Raw genomic sequence first — 15,163 nt, 5'->3', positions numbered from 1 at the left:
TCTCGGGAGGCTGTGAACATTCGATAGAGTTGTGGGGTGCCTGCTCCCCAGCCGCGCTCCGCGAATTTTGGATTCCTGTCGAACCATGACCCATTGCTCGTCGCATTGGGTGCCCAGGCCGAGCGTTACTTCGCCGAAGACCCGACCACCTGCCTGATGAAGCTCCGGCAGTTCGCGGAGGTCCTCGCACAGCGAGCCGCCGCGAACCTCGGTCTGCTCGCTTCACCGGACCAGAACCAGGTGGACCTCATCCGTGCACTGGACTCACGCGGTGCACTGACTGTCGAGGTCCGCCAGGTTCTTCATGATCTTCGCCGAGCAGGGAACGCCGCCGCGCATGAGGTCCGGGGAACGCACAGTGATGCCCTTCATGGACTGAAGATCGCCCGAGTGCTGGCCATCTGGTTCCACCGGACCTTCGGCAAGGAGCGAAACTTCAACCCCGGGCCGTTCATCCCGCCTCCTGATCCAGCGCAGGAGAGCAAGGCCCTCGCGCAGGAACTGGAAAGGCTTCGAGGCGAACTGGCGCAGACGAAGCTCGGCGCAGAGGCCTCCCAGGCCGCGGCCGCGGAGGAAGCCCGTCGGCGTCTCTCCGCTGAGGAGATGGCTCGCAAGGACGCCGAGGAGCGTGCGGTTTGGCAGTCACTTGCCGAGGAAGCAGAGGCGAAGCTCCGGGCCCGGCTCGACGCCGCACAGCTTCAGGCGGCGGCGACGCCTGCCAAGCAGCTCGACATCCTGGTCCGACAGGCACAGGCCGCTGGTGCCGACCTGGACTTGGACGAGACCGACACGCGCAAGCTTATCGACGCGCAGCTTCGTCAGGTGGGTTGGGAGGTCGACTCGCAGACCCTGACCTTCGCGGCGGGTGTTCGACCGCAGCGTGGCCGAAATCTGGCCATCGCGGAGTGGCCCACCGCGAGCGGTCCCGCGGACTACGTCCTCTTCTCGGGTCTGGAGGTCCTGGCGGTGGTCGAAGCGAAGCGCCGGAGCAAGGACGTACCGGGCGCCATCCAGCAAGCGAAGCGGTACAGCGAGGGGTATCGGGTCCAGGGTGAGGAGGTCCTCCCTGGTGGGCCGTGGGGCAAGTACCTGGTGCCCTTCCTCTTCGCGACGAACGGCAGGCCGTACCTGCGTCAGCTCGAGCTGAAGAGTGGAATCCATTTCCTTGATGCGCGTCGCCCGACCAACCATTCCCGAGCCCTCGTCGACTGGTTCTCGCCAGAGGGCCTCAAGGGGATGCTCCAGCAGGACAAGGCTGCATCCGAAGCGGCGCTGCGCGTGGAGCCGACCGAGTATCTCGGTCTGCGCGACTACCAGATCAAGGCCATCCATGCAGTCGAGTCGGCGCTGGAGGCAGGGCGCCGCGACTGCCTCATCGCCATGGCCACGGGCACAGGCAAGACGAGGACTTTCATCGGGCTCGTGTACCGGCTGGTGAAGACCCGGCGCTTCCGCCGCGTGCTATTCCTCGTGGATCGCAGTGCCTTGGGCGAGCAGGCCATCAACGCCTTCAAGCATGCACGTCTGGAGGGACTTCAGACCTTCACGGACATCTTCAACGTGAAGGGCATGGAGGACATCCGGCCGGACCCTGAAACCAAGCTTCACTTCGCCACCGTTCAGGGGATGGTGAAACGGACGCTCTACAGCGATGACGGTGAGCGGCCGAAGGTGGACGACTACGACTGCATCGTCGTGGACGAGTGTCACCGTGGCTACACCCTCGACCGGGAGATGAGCGACACGGAGCTGAGCTTCCGGAGCCAGGACGACTACATCAGCACGTATCGACGTGTCCTCGACCACTTCGATGCGGTGAAGATTGGACTGACTGCGACACCGGCCCTGCACACCACGCAGATTTTTGGCGAGCCCGTGTTCACGTACAGCTACCCGGAAGCAGTCATCGACGGCTGGCTCGTGGACCATGAGCCGCCCACCCGCATTACCACCGAGCTGTCCGAAGGTGGCATCCGCTGGGCCGTCGGCGAACAGGCCGCGACTTGGAACGCCGGGACCCAACAGCTCGACCTCATTCACATGAAGGACGAGCTGTCTTTCGACGTGGATGCGTTCAACACCCGGGTCATCACCGAGAACTTCAATCAGGTTGTCTGTGAGGAATTGGCTCGGCAGATTGATCCTGCGGCTGACGGAAAGACCCTTATCTTTTGCGTGACCGAGGACCATGCGGACCTCGTGGTCAAGGAGTTGAAAAAGGCGTTGGACGCGCAGTACGGGGGCGTGGACGACAACGCCGTGGTGAGGATCACCGGTAGCTCGGACAAGCCGCTCCAGCTCATCCGTCGCTTCAAGAACGAGAAGCAGCCGAGTTTCGCCGTCACAGTGGACCTGCTCACGACCGGCATCGACGTACCGCCCATCGTGAACCTCGTGTTCCTGCGGCGGGTGAAGAGCCGCATCCTCTACGAGCAGATGCTGGGCCGGGGAACGCGCCGATGTGACGACATCGGCAAGGAGGTCTTCCGCATCTTCGATGCCGTGGACCTCTACGCGGCCCTGGAGCGATTCACGTCGATGAAGCCGGTCGTCGTGAATCCGTCCTTCACGTTCGTGCACCTCGCCCAGGAACTCCTGAGCCTGAAGGATGCCGAGGCACAGCGGCAGGTGATTGATCAGTTCGTGGTCAAGCTCCAGCGCAAGCGGCGGTCCATCGAGCAGAAGTCCGCCGAGCACTTCGAGGCGGCCGCCGGAATGCCCGTCGGAGACCTTTTGCTCTTCCTCCGGAAGAAGTCCTCCGCCGAGGTCGCGGCATGGTTCTCAGCGCACAATCAGGTGGGCGAGGTGCTCGATACGACCACGGGGCCCGTGCCGCCCATCTACGTCAGCCATCACGAGGACTCGCTGAAGTCCGTGGAGCGGGGCTACGGCCCGGGGCGTGTCCGGCCCGGTGACTACCTGAACGACTTCGGGGCTTTCATCCGGAGCAACCAGAACGTGCTCCCGGCGCTGCTGGTGGTGTGCCAGCGGCCGCGTGAGCTGACGCGCCAGCAGCTCAAGGAGCTGAAGCTGGCGCTGGACAGGGCGGGCTACAACGAGACCTCCCTCCAGACAGCTTGGCGGGAGACGACCAACCAGGACATCGCAGCCTCCATCATCGGCTTCATCCGCCAGCGGGCACTGGGAGAGGCGCTGGTCCCGTACTCCGAGCGGGTGGACCGGGCCTTGCGCAAGGTGCTGGAAGCGAAGGCCTGGACGCCACCGCAGCGGAAGTGGCTGGAGCGGATCGCCAAGCAGCTCAAGGTCGAATCCGTCGTGGACAAGAACGCATTCGACCAGGGCCAGTTCGGAGCCAGTGGTGGCTTCACGTACTTCAACAAGGTCTTCGAGGGCCGTCTGGAGCAGGTCCTTGGTGACCTGAACGACGCTCTCTGGCAACAAGGTGGCAAGGCAACCGGATGAACACCAACGCGAACGAACTCGTACAGAAGCTCTGGAACCTCTGCTCCCTGCTCCGTGAAGACGGAGTGACCTACCACCAATACGTCGCCGAGCTGGCCTTCGTCCTGTACTTGAAGATGGCGAAGGAGACCAAGCGGGAGGATCAGCTCCCCAAGGGGTACCGCTGGGATGATTTGGTCAGGCAGGAGGGAGTAGATCAGCTTCGGTTCTACAAGGAACTGCTCCTCTATCTCGGCACAAAGGGAAGCAACCGCGTCCAGGACATCTACGCGAATGCCAATACATCGCTGAGACATCCGAAGAGCCTGAATGCGCTCGTGAAGGCCCTGGATGCGCTCGATTGGTACGGGGTGGATCGAGAAAACCTCGGCGACCTCTACGAAGGACTCCTGGAGAAGAACGCCACGGAGGTGAAGTCCGGAGCGGGGCAGTACTTCACGCCTCGGCCCCTGGTGGACGCGATCATCGCCGTGGTGAAGCCGCAGCCCGGTGAGACCGTGCAGGACCCTGCCGCGGGGACGGGCGGGTTTCTCATCGCTGCCGACCGGTACGTCCGCTCACAGACGGACAACTACTTCGACCTCACGGAGAAGCAGCAGGCGTTCCAGCGCCGGAAGGCGTTCTACGGCGTGGAGCTGGTTCCTGAGACCCGTCGTCTGGCGCTGATGAACATGGCCCTGCACGACCTGGAGGGTGAGCTGATCCTCGGCGACACGCTCTCGCCTGTCGGGCGCGACCTGCCGAAGGCGGACATCATCACCACGAACCCGCCGTTCGGGACCAAGAAGGGGGGCGGCAAGCCCGAGCGCGACGACTTCACGTTCCCAACCTCGAACAAGCAGCTCGCGTTCCTGGAGCATGTGTATCGGGGACTGAAGCCCGGTGGTCGCGCGGCCGTTGTCGTTCCGGACAATGTGCTCTTCGAGGAAAACGTCGGCCAGGAGATCCGCGCCGACCTCATGGACAAGTGCGACCTACACACGGTCCTGCGGCTGCCGACAGGTATCTTCTACGCGCAGGGGGTGAAGACGAACGTGTTGTTCTTCACCCGTGGCCAGACAGAAAAGGGCAACACGAGGGCCGTCTGGTTCTACGACATGCGGACCAACGCTCCCGCCTACGGAAAGCGAACGCCTTTCCTTCGCGAGCACTTCGCCGGCTTTGAGAAGGCGTTCGGCGATGACGCCCAAGGCAAAAGCAGGCGCAAGGACCAGGGCTCCGAAGGTCGATTCCGAAAGTTCACGCGCGAGGAGATCAAGGCTCGGGGCGACAACCTGGACGTGCTCTGGCTCAGGGACGAAGGTCTCGGCAATACCGATGACCTACCGGAGCCGGAGGTGATTGTCGGCGAGATCAGGGACCTGCTTCAGATTGCGCTGGGAGAGATCGAAGCCCTCACAGTGTTGATGGAACGTCCGGAGGCGACATGAGTTCGTCGGATTTGCCTCCCAGATGGAGCCGTGCTCGTCTTTCTGAACTAGTTCGCTCTCTCAACTACGGGTTCACCGCATCAGCAGAAGACGCAAACATTGGCCCGAGGTTCCTTCGCATCACAGACATCCATAATGAGGCAGTGGACTGGGCGTCTGTGCCAAGATGTAGGTGTCCGGACCCGGAGAAGTATCTTTTGAGGCCTGGTGACATCGTTGTTGCACGCACCGGTGCAACAACAGGCAAGAGCTTGCTTCTTTCTCATATGCCGGAGCCTGCGGTGTTTGCGTCGTATCTAATCCGCTTGTCTCCGGCTGCTGAGTCTTTGCCTGCATTCATCGCGGCGTACATGAGGAGCCCTGAGTACTGGCGCCAGATCACGCGAGTTTCGAAGGGTACAGCTCAGCCGGGAGCCAATGCCTCAATACTCGGAGAGCTGGAAGTACCCGTCCCGCCACTGAACGAGCAACACCGCATTGTCGCCAAGCTCGAAGCACTCCTGGCCCGCAGCCGTCGCGCGAAGGATGTCCTGGATACTATCCCTGCGCTGCTGGACCGTTTCCGGCAGTCGGTGCTTGCAGCCGCGTTCCGGGGCGACCTGACTCGGGATTGGCGAAAGATGAACCCCGATGTGGAGCCCGCATCGAAGTTCCTGGAGCGGATCCGCACCGAGCGCCGCCACCGCTGGGAAGAGGCAGAGTTGAAGCGGATGCGGGCCAAAGGCAAAGTGCCGAAAGACGATCAATGGAAAACGAAGTACGAGGACCCGGTACAGATCGATGAGAGCGGCTTGCATGAGCTGCCGAGCGGTTGGGCCTGGGCTTCAATCGAAGAGGTTTGCCCGCTAGCTGCACCCGTAGTCTACGGAATCATTCTCCCCGGTGATGATGTGCAAGGCGGCGTGCCGTATATCCGGCCCGTAGACATGAACTCCGACGGGACGATCGACTTCACGTCGATGAAGAGAACGTCACCGTCAATTGCGGCCCAGTACCAGCGGGCAAGCCTGCGAGGCGGTGACATCGTGCTTTCAATCGTGGGCACGATCGGAAAGGTGATTGTCGTACCGGACGAACTGGACGGCGGCAACATCACCCAGTCGTCCGCACGGCTTCGGCCTCCGGATTGGCTATCAGGCGAGTACCTGCGCCTTGCACTTCTTTCGCCCATTCTTAGGAGCCAGTACGACAAGTTCAGGTTTGGGAACGCGGTACAGCGCTTGAACATTGAGCATGTTCGCAGATTGGCCCTCCCGATCGCACCATTGGAAGAGATGAAGCTCATGGTGACACGAGCTGCTGTCGCTCTTGCCTGCGCAGACAAGGTCCAGACTGTCGAGCAACGCCAACATCTCGACAAGTTGGAGCAGTCAATCCTCGCCAAGGCCTTCCGAGGTGAGCTTGTGCCCCAGGACCCCACCGACGAGCCCGCCTCGGTCCTCCTCCAGCGGCTCCGGGCAGAACGGGACAAGCCCGCTGATAGCGCGCCAAACCCGCGCCCGAAGCGGCGTCGCGAGACCAAGGTCGCCTGAACATGCCCATCCCTGACTTCCAGAGCGCGATGCTCCCCGTCCTTCGGCTCACCCAGGATGGAAAGGACCACACGCTGGGTGAGGCCGTGGAGGCCGTTGCCGTGGAGTTCAAGGCCACCGAGGTGGAGCGCAACGAACTGCTCCCCAGTGGTCGCCAGCGGCGGATCCACAACCGGGTCGGTTGGGCGAAGACCTACCTGCAGAAGGCCGGGCTCGTGGAGGCCAACGGGCGCGGTCGCTTCCGCATCACCCCGCGTGGCCAGCAAGTGCTTCAGGGCAAGCCGACGCGCATCGACATGAAGTTCCTGGAGCAGTTCCCTGAGTACACCGCCTTCGCGGCACTCAAACACGACGCTCCAGACGCACCGCCATCCGCCCCGGAACTCCCGGTCTCCGACGAGACGCCGGAAGAGGTCCTCGAAGAGAGCTACCAGGAGCTGCGCCGTCGCCTCGCGGAAGAGCTGCTGGAGCGCATCAAGGCCTGCGACCCCCGGTTCTTCGAGAAGCTGGTCGTCGATCTCCTGGTGGCCATGGGCTACGGCGGCTCACGCAAGGACGCGGGCCAGGCCGTCGGCCAGAGCGGCGACGAGGGCATCGACGGCATCATCAAGGAAGACCGACTGGGGCTCGACGTCGTCTACCTCCAGGCGAAACGGTGGAACAGCACCGTCGGCCGCCCCACGGTCCAGGCGTTCGCTGGCAGCCTCGAAGGACAACGTGCTCGCAAGGGCGTGCTCATCACGACCTCGGACTTCAGCCGCGAGGCCCGCGACTACGTGAAGCACATCGAGAAGAAGATCGTCCTCATCGACGGCACCGAGCTTGCCCGGTTGATGATCGACAGCGGCGTCGGTGTCACCGAGGTCGCCACGTACACGGTGAAGCGGTTGGATCTGGACTACTTCGGCGACGAGGAGTGACGCCCGCGCTCCGGGCTACATCCGCTCGTCGATGGCCCGGTTGCTCATCTCGTCCGCCTCCGCGTTCTGCGCGCGGGGGACGTGGGCGAGCCTCACCTTGCCGAAGGTGGCCAGCAGCTTCTGTGCCTCCTGGAACAAGGGCTTCAGCGTGGGGCTCTTCACCTGGTAGCGCCCACCCAACTGGCGGATGAGCAGCTCGCTGTCCGCGAACACCTCCACCTCGCGGGCACCCAGGCTCTTCGCGTGCTGCAGGCCGATGAGCAGGCCCATGTACTCGGCGTAGTTGTTCGTCTGGTGCCCCAGGAACTTGCCCAGGCGCGCTACCACCGCGCCTTCGGCGTTCGTCAGCACCGCGCCCGCGCCGGCAGGGCCCGGGTTGCCTCGCGCCGCTCCGTCCGAATAGACGCGCACGCGGTTCAGCGCTCCACCCGCGGCGGGCGTCACGATTTCGATGCCTGGCGTGTTGGACTCGGGCGCCGTCCGCGGGGCGGGCTCTGAAGCAGGCGCCCCGGCGTCGCGCGGACCACCGCTCAACTGGTCGGCGGCTTCGTCCAACAGCTGACCCAGGTGTTCGCGGGTGAGCCCGCGAAAGGCGCGCACCGTCGCCGTCAACGGCTCCTCACGGGCGATGTGACGGAGGACGTCGACGAGCGAAGGGGTCGGCATGGGGAAGGGGACCGAAGTGATGCGCCGCCGCTACTTCTCGGCGGTGTCCTTCGGCTCGTTCAGCGCTTCCACGGCGAAGATGATGCGGTTGCACGAGGGGCACACGTCGGTGCCCAGCGAGGTGCGCAGCATGTTGTACATCTGCGGGGGCAGGTTCATGTTGCAGCCCTGGCAGGTGCCAGCCACCACGCCCACCATCGCGGGCAGCTTCTTCTTGCGGATGACCTCGTAGCGGCGGAGCAGGTTGGCATCCACGTTCGCGGCGACTTCCGCGCGGCGCCCCTCCAGCCCCTTCACCTGGGACTCGGATTCGCCCAGCTTCCCGCGCAGGTCCGTCATCCGGCCCGACAGGCCCTGCTGCTTGGTGGCGTATTCCGCCTCCTTGCCCTTGATGCCCTCGCGAGCCTGGCCCAGCTCCTTCACCTTCTCAGTCAGTGCCTCGGACTGGGTGAGGATGCCCTTCTTCGCGATGTCGATTTCGCGAGCGAGCGCCGAGTACTCACGCGTGGAGCGCTGGTCGGACAGGCGCGCTTCCCACTTCTTCACCTTGTCCTTCTCGTCCGTGATGTTCTGCTCGAGCAAGGCCTTCTGCTTCTCGAGGTCGGCGACGCGTGTCCGCTCGGCCTCGATGCCATTGCGCGCGACCCCCAGCTCCCGCTCCAGCTCGGAAATCTGGCGGGGATGCACGTCCGCCGCCTTTCGGAGCGAGGCGACCTCGAGGTCAACCTTCTGCAGCTCCGCCAAGGCCTTCAGTTTCTCCCGCAAGTTGCTGCCTCCCACACGGCCGCACCGACGCGCGGCTCGGCTCTTGTACCAACAAGGGTGCTGGGGTTCCAACGCGTAATTGGGGAAGCCTCCATCCCCGTGTTCGCCGCCTGCCCCTTGAGCGTTTGAATCCGCTTCACGCACCCGTTAGACCGGGCGCGTGTCCAGCCACCGCCTCCGCTCCCTCCTGACCCCCGCGCTCCTCCTCGCCGCCACGGCCTGCCGCGAATCGCCGCCCCCGCCGGCTCCCTCGGCCACGCCCCCTCCCGCCGCCGCGGCGCCGCGCCCCACCGGGCCGGTGAAGTGGGGCGAAATCGAGGGGCGGGTGGTGCTGACCGGGACGCCTCCCCAGGCCCCCAGTGCGCCGACCACCGCCACCGTCGCCAGCGTGTGTGGCGACCAGGCGGAGGACCGCTCGCTCGTGGTGGGAGGCGAAGGGGCCCTGGCCCACGCCGTGGTGTCGCTCCAGGACGGCGCCGCGCTCGCTGAACCGGAGACGCCCGCGCCGCAGCCCGTGCTGGACCAGAAGCAGTGTCACTACGAACCGCCCGCGCTCGCGGCGAAGGCCGGCGGCGAGCTGCTGCTGCGCAACTCCGACCCGCTGGTGCACAACGTGCGCGCCCAGTCCGGGACGAACCGTTCTGTCTTCAACGTGGCCATGCCCCTGGAGGGCATGACCCTGCGCCGCCCCTTGCCCACCGAACCGGGCACCGTCCAGGTGCGCTGCGACGTGCACCCCTGGATGCGCGCGGTGGTCCGCACCTTCAACCACCCGTACTTCACCACCACCACCCCGGACGGACGCTTCCGGATGCGCGTCCCGGAAGGGGCCCACACGCTCGTCTTCTGGCACGACCGGCTCCCCGAAGCGTCCCGGACCGTCACCGTCCGCGCGGGGGAGACCGTCCAGGTCGATCAGAGCTGGGGCGTGGAAGCACTGCGTCAGGCCGGCTCGGGGAAATAGGGCACCCCTGACACGGTTGTCGCGTCCGGCCCCGAGGCAACGTAATCGTGGGCCAGGGGTTCCGTATAAGTGCCGGGAAGCACGCCCCTTGTTCAGACTTCTGTCTTGGTGGCAAAATTGCTTTCTCGGAAGCCAACACTTCCGCCTGAGGGGGAGTCGCGATGCATCAGACCAGGAAGCAATCCACGGTAGCCGTGGAGGTGGAGCGCCTGCCCATGGGGGCGCGCCGCAAGGACGCCCGGCCGGTGGGCATGCAGGAGATGGGGCCCAACCTCTACGAGAAGATCGAGAGCGCGCTCACCGAGCTGTCGCTGGCGTCCTCTCATGAGCGCCTGAGCGGCAGCTGAAGCGCCTGGGCGGCACCTGAGAAATGACAACACCCCGGAGCGGTGTGGGCCCCTGGGGAGGGACCCCCGTCTCCGGTCAGGCCGTTTCCGGGTCGGTGGCCTCAGGGCCAGGAAACGACAACGGGGCCCGCCCGAACAGCTCGGGGGACCCCTGATGATGCAGGCGTGAGGGCGACCTTACAGCTCGTCGTCGTCAGCGGCCTCGGTGGTGGACTCGGACTCCTCGTCATCGCTGAAGGAGTCGAGGTTCTCCTCGTCCTCCTCGGCCGCGGGCGTCTCCTCGGGCTCGGGCTCGATGACCTTCGGAGCTGCCGCCAGACGGCCGCGCCGGCCCTCGGTGGGCTTGGCGACCACGTTTTCCCGCTGATCCGCCCCGCACTTGGGGCAGATGGGGTCCGGCTTCTTCATGTCGTAGAACTTCGTCCCGCACTTGAAGCACGAGTGCTTGGTCCCGAGATCCTTCGCCGGCATGCGCCACCCTCGTAGAAGCCTGGAGTGAAACCGAGGGCGGCTGAATAGATGGGCCGAAGAACAGAGTCAACCGTGTGTTTGCGCGGGAGATTTCTGGCGGTAGCATCCCCGCCGGTTTCCCCCGAGAGCCGGACGCCCCCTTTGAACTTCACCTGCGACAATTGCCAGAAGCGGTACTCCATTGCGGACGAGAAGGTCCGCGGCAAGACGGTCAAGGTCCGCTGCAAGAACTGCCAGAACGTCGTCACCGTGGAAGGGCCCGCCGAGGAGGAGAGCACCCGCGTGGTGTCGCTCGCCGACGTGGAGCGCATCCGGGCCCAGGAGCGTTCGCTGGCGGGAGGTGGCGCCGCCGCCGCGCCAGCCCCCGCTCCGGCACCGGTGTCCGCCGCGGCAGTTCCTGCTCCCCTGGCCAAACCTCCTGCGTCGGCCCCCCAGACGCCCTGGGACGATGAGCCCACGCGCACCGCGCCTCCCCGCCAGACGGCCGGGGCACCGTGGTTCGTGATGGTGCGCAACAAGCAGGAGGGCCCGCTGGACGAGTCGGCCGTGGCCGAGTGGATGGCCGCGGGCACCATCAGCGCGCGCAGCTTCTTCTGGCGCCAGGGCATGCCGGACTGGAAGCGCGGTTCGGACATCCCGGAGCTGGCCGCGCTGCTCGCGCCCGCCGCCGCGCCTGAGCCGCCGCCTCCGCCCCCGGAGCCGCCGCCCGCGGTCGCCGCGCCCCGTCCCCCGCCCGCCCGCCGCGAGCCGGAGCCCCAGCAGCCCTTCTACGCGGAGAGCGAGCCCGGCCCGTCCGAGGACGACAACAACGGCGACTTCGATCGCGACGGCGACGAGGAGGAGGGCACGCTCTACGGCAACAACCGCGCGGCGCCCGCCCCGGTGCCCACGCCCGCCCCGCGTCGCGCGGTGGCTCCGCCCATGGAGGATGCCCCCGCGGCGAGCGGAGCGCCCCTCAACGAGCTGTTCTCCGACCTGGACCTGCCCGGCAACCGGGGCGACGGTTCGGACGAAGAGGACCTCGGCCAGGACGAGACGCGCGAAGACCCTCGCAACGACGAGGAGGAGGAAGAGGACGCGCGCCAGGCGCAGGACTCGAAGGCCGCGCGCAAGCGTCCGGTGGTTCCTGCCCGCCGTGGCAGCCCGCTGAAGGTGGTGGCGCTGGTGCTGGTGCTGCTCATCGTCCTGCCGGCGGTGGCGCTGTTCGGCCTGTCCGCGGTGGGCATGCTGCCTCCCGCCCTCGCGGACATGGTCAACAAGGTGACCGGCAAGGCGCCTCCGCCCGCTCCGGTTCCGCGTCAGGCCGCTCCCGCTCCGGGCGCCGCCGAACCCGTGGCGCCTCCTCCGGCCGCCGCCGAACCCTCGGCGCCTTCGCAGGGCGCCCCGGCGGAGGGTGAGGCCACGGCTCCGGCGGAAGGTTCCACGCCGTAGTCCACGTGTGGGGTGGGCCTGCTTCCGCGTGACGCGGTAGGCAGGCCCTCCCGCCACGTCCTGCTCCGGCCGGGTACTCCGGCATGTCGAGCAGGACGCGCTGGTTCAGTGGGCGCCCTTCGTTCTGCTCTTGCCGGGGACTCGGCACGTCGAGCAGGACGCTTCGATTCAGCAGAGGCCGGTCGTCCCGCGAGGGCTGGCGCCTTCTGGCGCGTCACTCAAGCCGCTCGGCCTCCGCGCGCGGGTCTCAGCTCGCGGCCGGCACGTCGAGCAGGACGCTCCGGCTCAGAGGTCGAAGTCGCCCGCGGGCGGCTTCTTGCCGCGCATCGCCTGTTCCCTCGCGGCGCGGACGTCGGCGCGCAGGGATTCGGTGGCTTCGGCGTCCACCGTCCCCGTCTCCAGGTCCACGACGTCTCCTTCGCGCACGCCGGAGGGCAGGGTGTCCAGCGCGCGGGTCACCTGCTGGCCGTCCACCACCAGCACGGCGACGTCGTCCTCGATGCGGTCCACCGTGGCCCTGGACCGGGGCTTCGTCTTCTTCGTCACGGGTCGCAGTCTCCGGCGGGCTTGCGGCCCGACTTCAATGCCGCGTCACGCGTGCTCCACGTGAGCAGGTTCTCATCGTTGATGAGCCTCACGCTCCGGCAGGTGGACTTGTGGAAGATGCGCTTGTTCTTGCTCGCCATGTAGTTGCCCGTCATGGACGTGGACGTGCTGGTGGACGAGCGCACCGCCTTGGGCGGGGCCGTCTCCGTCCGCGTGCCCTTGCGCGCGATGGGCAGGTCATCCACGTCCGTCACGTTGCTGACGCGGGTCTTGCTGTCACGCGGGGTCTCGGCGACACGCGCGGGCTCCGTCCGGATGGCGGGCGGTTCGGTGGGCGTGGGCTTCACCACGGGCGCGGGCTTCGCCGTCCGCACCAGCGCCGGGCGCGGATCCAACCCCGGGAAGACGCGCCGCGTGCCGCCGGGCTCGCCCGGAGTCGGACGCTGGAGCGACAGCTCGAACTGCTTGCCGTCGCTCACCGCGTGCACCTCTCCGTTCACGTCCGTGCGGAAGGCCCGCGCATCCACGCCGCGCAGCCGCGCGAGGAGCTCCTTCACCTTCGGGTTCTTCCCCTGGCTGTCATCCCCGCTGATCACCGCCGCCTGCGGCCGCACCTCCTCCAGGTACGCCTGCGAGTTCGCCCCCTCCACGCCCGGCGAGGCGACCTTCAGCAGCGTGGCGGTGGACAAGAGCCCGCGCTCCAGCAGCCGGGCCTCCGTCTCTCCCCGCGCGCCGCCCGCGAAGACGACCGACGTGTCGGCGTACGTCAGGCGCAGCATGATGGAGTTCGCCGCGTTGCGGCCCTCCGCGTCCGAGGCCTCCTTCAAGAGCGGCTCCGCGGGCGCCCGGGGCCAGAGCACCGTGAGGTTCACCCCGTCCTCCAGCGTCAGCCGGACCAGCTCCTTGGGCGCGGACGACGGCGGCGCGGGCGACAGAATCTGGACCCCTCGCGAGCCCACCGCCGTCAGCAGCGCGTCGTAGGCCTTCGACGTGTCCGGCAGCTGGGGTTCCATCAGCCGCCGCGCGCCCACGCGCTTGAGCACCGCCTCCAGCGCGCCATGGTGCTTCGGATCCGGCTGGGTGAGGACCACCAGGTCCAGCTCCCGGCGCAGCAGCTCCGGCAACCGGTTCACCAGGTGCGACTCGGCGGACGCGGGGCCGGAGTCCACCAGCACCGTGTTGCCTCGCGGCGTGACGATGAGCGCGGCATCCCCCGCGCCCACGTCGAAGAAGTACACGTGGAGCTTCCCGTCCGGCGCGCCGCCGAAGTAGCGCGACTTCTCCGGGGGCTTCTGCGCGGGTGGCGCGGACGGCTGCTGCTGACAGGCCAGGGAGGCGAGCAGCAGCCCCACTCCCAGCGCGATGCGGGCCTTCATGGATGACAATCCTCGGCGGGGCGGCGCTCACGCAGGGCGTCGGCGCGGCTGGGGTAGACGGTGCGCTCGTTCTTCGAGCGCTTCAGGGTCTTGCAGTTCTCGCGGTGGAACACCTTGCTGCCCTTGAGCGACACGTAGCGCTCGCCCGTGGCTTCGGACGTGCCCGTGGGCGCAGTGGGCTCCACCGGCTTCCGCGTCCGGGACGCGCCGGGCTCCGGTTCCTTCGCCGTGGAGCGGCTGGAGCGGCCGTGGGGCGTGGGTTCGATGGGGCCGAGCGCCACCGGGCTCCCCGCCTGCAGCGTGCCGGACAGGCTGGTGGCCCCGGCGGAGCCCTTCGTCGAGCGCAGCGTCACGGTCGTGCCGTCGCTCACCGCCATCACCTCGCCGTCCTGGTCGGTGCGGAAGGCGCGGGCGCGCACGTCGCTCAGGCGGCCCAGGACCTCCGGGCTCGGGTGGCCGTAGTCGTTGCCCACGCCGCAGGAGATGACCGCCGCCTGCGGCTTCACGCGCTCCAGGAAGGCCGCGGTGGAGGAGTGCTTGCCGCCGTGGTGCGCCACCTTCAGCACCGTGGCGGTGAGGTCCACGGGCTTCTGCAGCAGCACCTCCTCCGTGGGTGGCTCCGAGTCCCCTGTGAAGAGGAACGCCGTCTTCCCGTAGGTGAGCTTGGTGACGATGGAGTTCGCGTTCGGGTCCGAGCGCGTGTTCGCGAGGAACGGCTCCTGGGGCACGCGCGGCCAGAGCACGGTGAGCGCCACGCCTTCGCCCAGGCCCACGGTGAGCAGCGTCTGGGGCGAGTTGGGGTTGGGCTCCGGGCTCATCACCTGGCCCACCTCGCGGCCCACGAAGTCCAGCAGGTCGCGGTACGCCTCGCTCGGGTGGTCGAAGCCGGGGTCCATGAAGCGCCTGGCGCCCACAGCCTTCACCGCCGCGCGCAGCCCGCCCAGGTGGTCCAGGTGTGGGTGGGTGAGGATGACCAGGTCCAGCGGGCCCTTCACCAGCTCGCGCAGCCGCGCCGCCAGCCGCGTGCCGGCCTCTGGAGGTCCTCCGTCGATGAGCACCGTCTTGCCCGTGGGCGACACGATGAGCGCCGCGTCCCCCTGGCCCACGTCGAGGAAGTAGACCGAGAGCCGGCCCGGGGCAGGGGAGGGCAGGGCCGCGGAGGCTGGAGCCGCCGCGTGGCCCGGCACCGCCGAGAGGAAGAGGACAAGGAGTGCGAGCAGCCGCGCGAAGACCTTCACGGGATGGAACTCTACAGCCCCGCTCCCCTTCGCGGCACCCCGTGCGTTGACCGG

Annotated in this window: 13 protein-coding genes; 7 read left to right on the top strand and 6 right to left on the bottom strand. The window is 67.1% G+C overall.

What is annotated here, in order from left to right; genetic code table 11:
- Positions 1-36 precede the first annotated feature (36 nt).
- The 4 genes from hsdR (at position 37) to GTZ93_RS12750 (ending at position 7,305) form a co-directional block, all read left to right on the top strand.
- Entirely contained in the window at positions 37-3,423 is a 3,387-nt protein-coding gene (gene hsdR, locus GTZ93_RS12765; RefSeq protein ID WP_139919596.1) for a type I restriction-modification system endonuclease, read from the top strand.
- Positions 3,420-4,853, top strand: a complete 1,434-nt coding sequence (locus GTZ93_RS12760) for a class I SAM-dependent DNA methyltransferase (RefSeq protein ID WP_139919595.1) — start codon at positions 3,420-3,422, stop codon at positions 4,851-4,853. The genes hsdR and GTZ93_RS12760 overlap by 4 nt, the downstream gene beginning before the upstream one ends.
- 197 nt (positions 4,854-5,050) lie before the next feature.
- Positions 5,051-6,385: a restriction endonuclease subunit S gene (locus GTZ93_RS12755; RefSeq protein WP_161662788.1), complete on the top strand. Its 1,335-nt coding sequence runs from the start codon at positions 5,051-5,053 to the stop codon at positions 6,383-6,385.
- Between the two features lie 2 nt (positions 6,386-6,387).
- Positions 6,388-7,305, top strand: coding sequence for a restriction endonuclease (locus GTZ93_RS12750; protein WP_139919593.1), 918 nt, complete (start codon positions 6,388-6,390; stop codon positions 7,303-7,305).
- A 15-nt stretch (positions 7,306-7,320) separates the two neighbouring features.
- On the opposite strand, the gene GTZ93_RS12745 is transcribed toward GTZ93_RS12750, so the two are convergent.
- Positions 7,321-7,971, bottom strand: coding sequence for a ribonuclease HI family protein (locus GTZ93_RS12745; protein ID WP_139919592.1), 651 nt, complete (start codon positions 7,969-7,971; stop codon positions 7,321-7,323).
- A gap of 30 nt (positions 7,972-8,001) precedes the next feature.
- Entirely contained in the window at positions 8,002-8,736 is a 735-nt protein-coding gene (locus GTZ93_RS12740; protein WP_120581532.1) for a zinc ribbon domain-containing protein, read from the bottom strand.
- 160 nt (positions 8,737-8,896) lie between these two features.
- Here GTZ93_RS12740 and GTZ93_RS12735 point away from each other — a divergent pair, with 160 nt between their 5' ends.
- Entirely contained in the window at positions 8,897-9,700 is an 804-nt protein-coding gene (locus GTZ93_RS12735; RefSeq protein ID WP_186820050.1) for a carboxypeptidase regulatory-like domain-containing protein, read from the top strand.
- Between the two features lie 161 nt (positions 9,701-9,861).
- Positions 9,862-10,047 carry a hypothetical protein gene (locus GTZ93_RS12730; RefSeq protein ID WP_121780343.1) on the top strand — a complete coding sequence of 62 codons (186 nt, stop codon included), beginning with the start codon at positions 9,862-9,864 and terminating at the stop codon, positions 10,045-10,047.
- Positions 10,048-10,224: 177 nt separating this feature from the next.
- On the opposite strand, the gene GTZ93_RS12725 is transcribed toward GTZ93_RS12730, so the two are convergent.
- Positions 10,225-10,518, bottom strand: coding sequence for an FYDLN acid domain-containing protein (locus GTZ93_RS12725; RefSeq protein WP_120581691.1), 294 nt, complete (start codon positions 10,516-10,518; stop codon positions 10,225-10,227).
- A 141-nt stretch (positions 10,519-10,659) separates the two neighbouring features.
- Here GTZ93_RS12725 and GTZ93_RS12720 point away from each other — a divergent pair, with 141 nt between their 5' ends.
- Positions 10,660-11,949 (top strand): GYF domain-containing protein, encoded by a 1,290-nt coding sequence (locus tag GTZ93_RS12720; protein ID WP_167548056.1) that lies wholly within the window; start codon positions 10,660-10,662, stop codon positions 11,947-11,949.
- A 285-nt stretch (positions 11,950-12,234) separates the two neighbouring features.
- On the opposite strand, the gene GTZ93_RS12715 is transcribed toward GTZ93_RS12720, so the two are convergent.
- Genes GTZ93_RS12715 through GTZ93_RS12705 form a run of 3 tightly spaced genes read right to left on the bottom strand, consistent with a single transcriptional unit; the run spans position 12,235 to position 15,109 of the window.
- Positions 12,235-12,495: a DUF3006 domain-containing protein gene (locus tag GTZ93_RS12715; RefSeq protein WP_139923816.1), complete on the bottom strand. Its 261-nt coding sequence runs from the start codon at positions 12,493-12,495 to the stop codon at positions 12,235-12,237.
- Positions 12,492-13,871, bottom strand: coding sequence for a ComEC/Rec2 family competence protein (locus GTZ93_RS12710; RefSeq protein WP_139923814.1), 1,380 nt, complete (start codon positions 13,869-13,871; stop codon positions 12,492-12,494). The genes GTZ93_RS12715 and GTZ93_RS12710 overlap by 4 nt, the downstream gene beginning before the upstream one ends.
- Positions 13,868-15,109 (bottom strand): ComEC/Rec2 family competence protein, encoded by a 1,242-nt coding sequence (locus GTZ93_RS12705; RefSeq protein WP_139923812.1) that lies wholly within the window; start codon positions 15,107-15,109, stop codon positions 13,868-13,870. Before GTZ93_RS12705 ends, GTZ93_RS12710 begins: the two co-directional genes overlap by 4 nt.
- Positions 15,110-15,163 lie beyond the last annotated feature (54 nt).

It is taken from the genome of Corallococcus exiguus (genome assembly GCF_009909105.1).
Classification (GTDB): Bacteria; Myxococcota; Myxococcia; order Myxococcales; family Myxococcaceae; genus Corallococcus; species Corallococcus exiguus.
The sequence above is the reverse complement of the archived record's forward strand: the minus strand, read 5'-3'. Positions and strand labels throughout refer to the sequence as shown.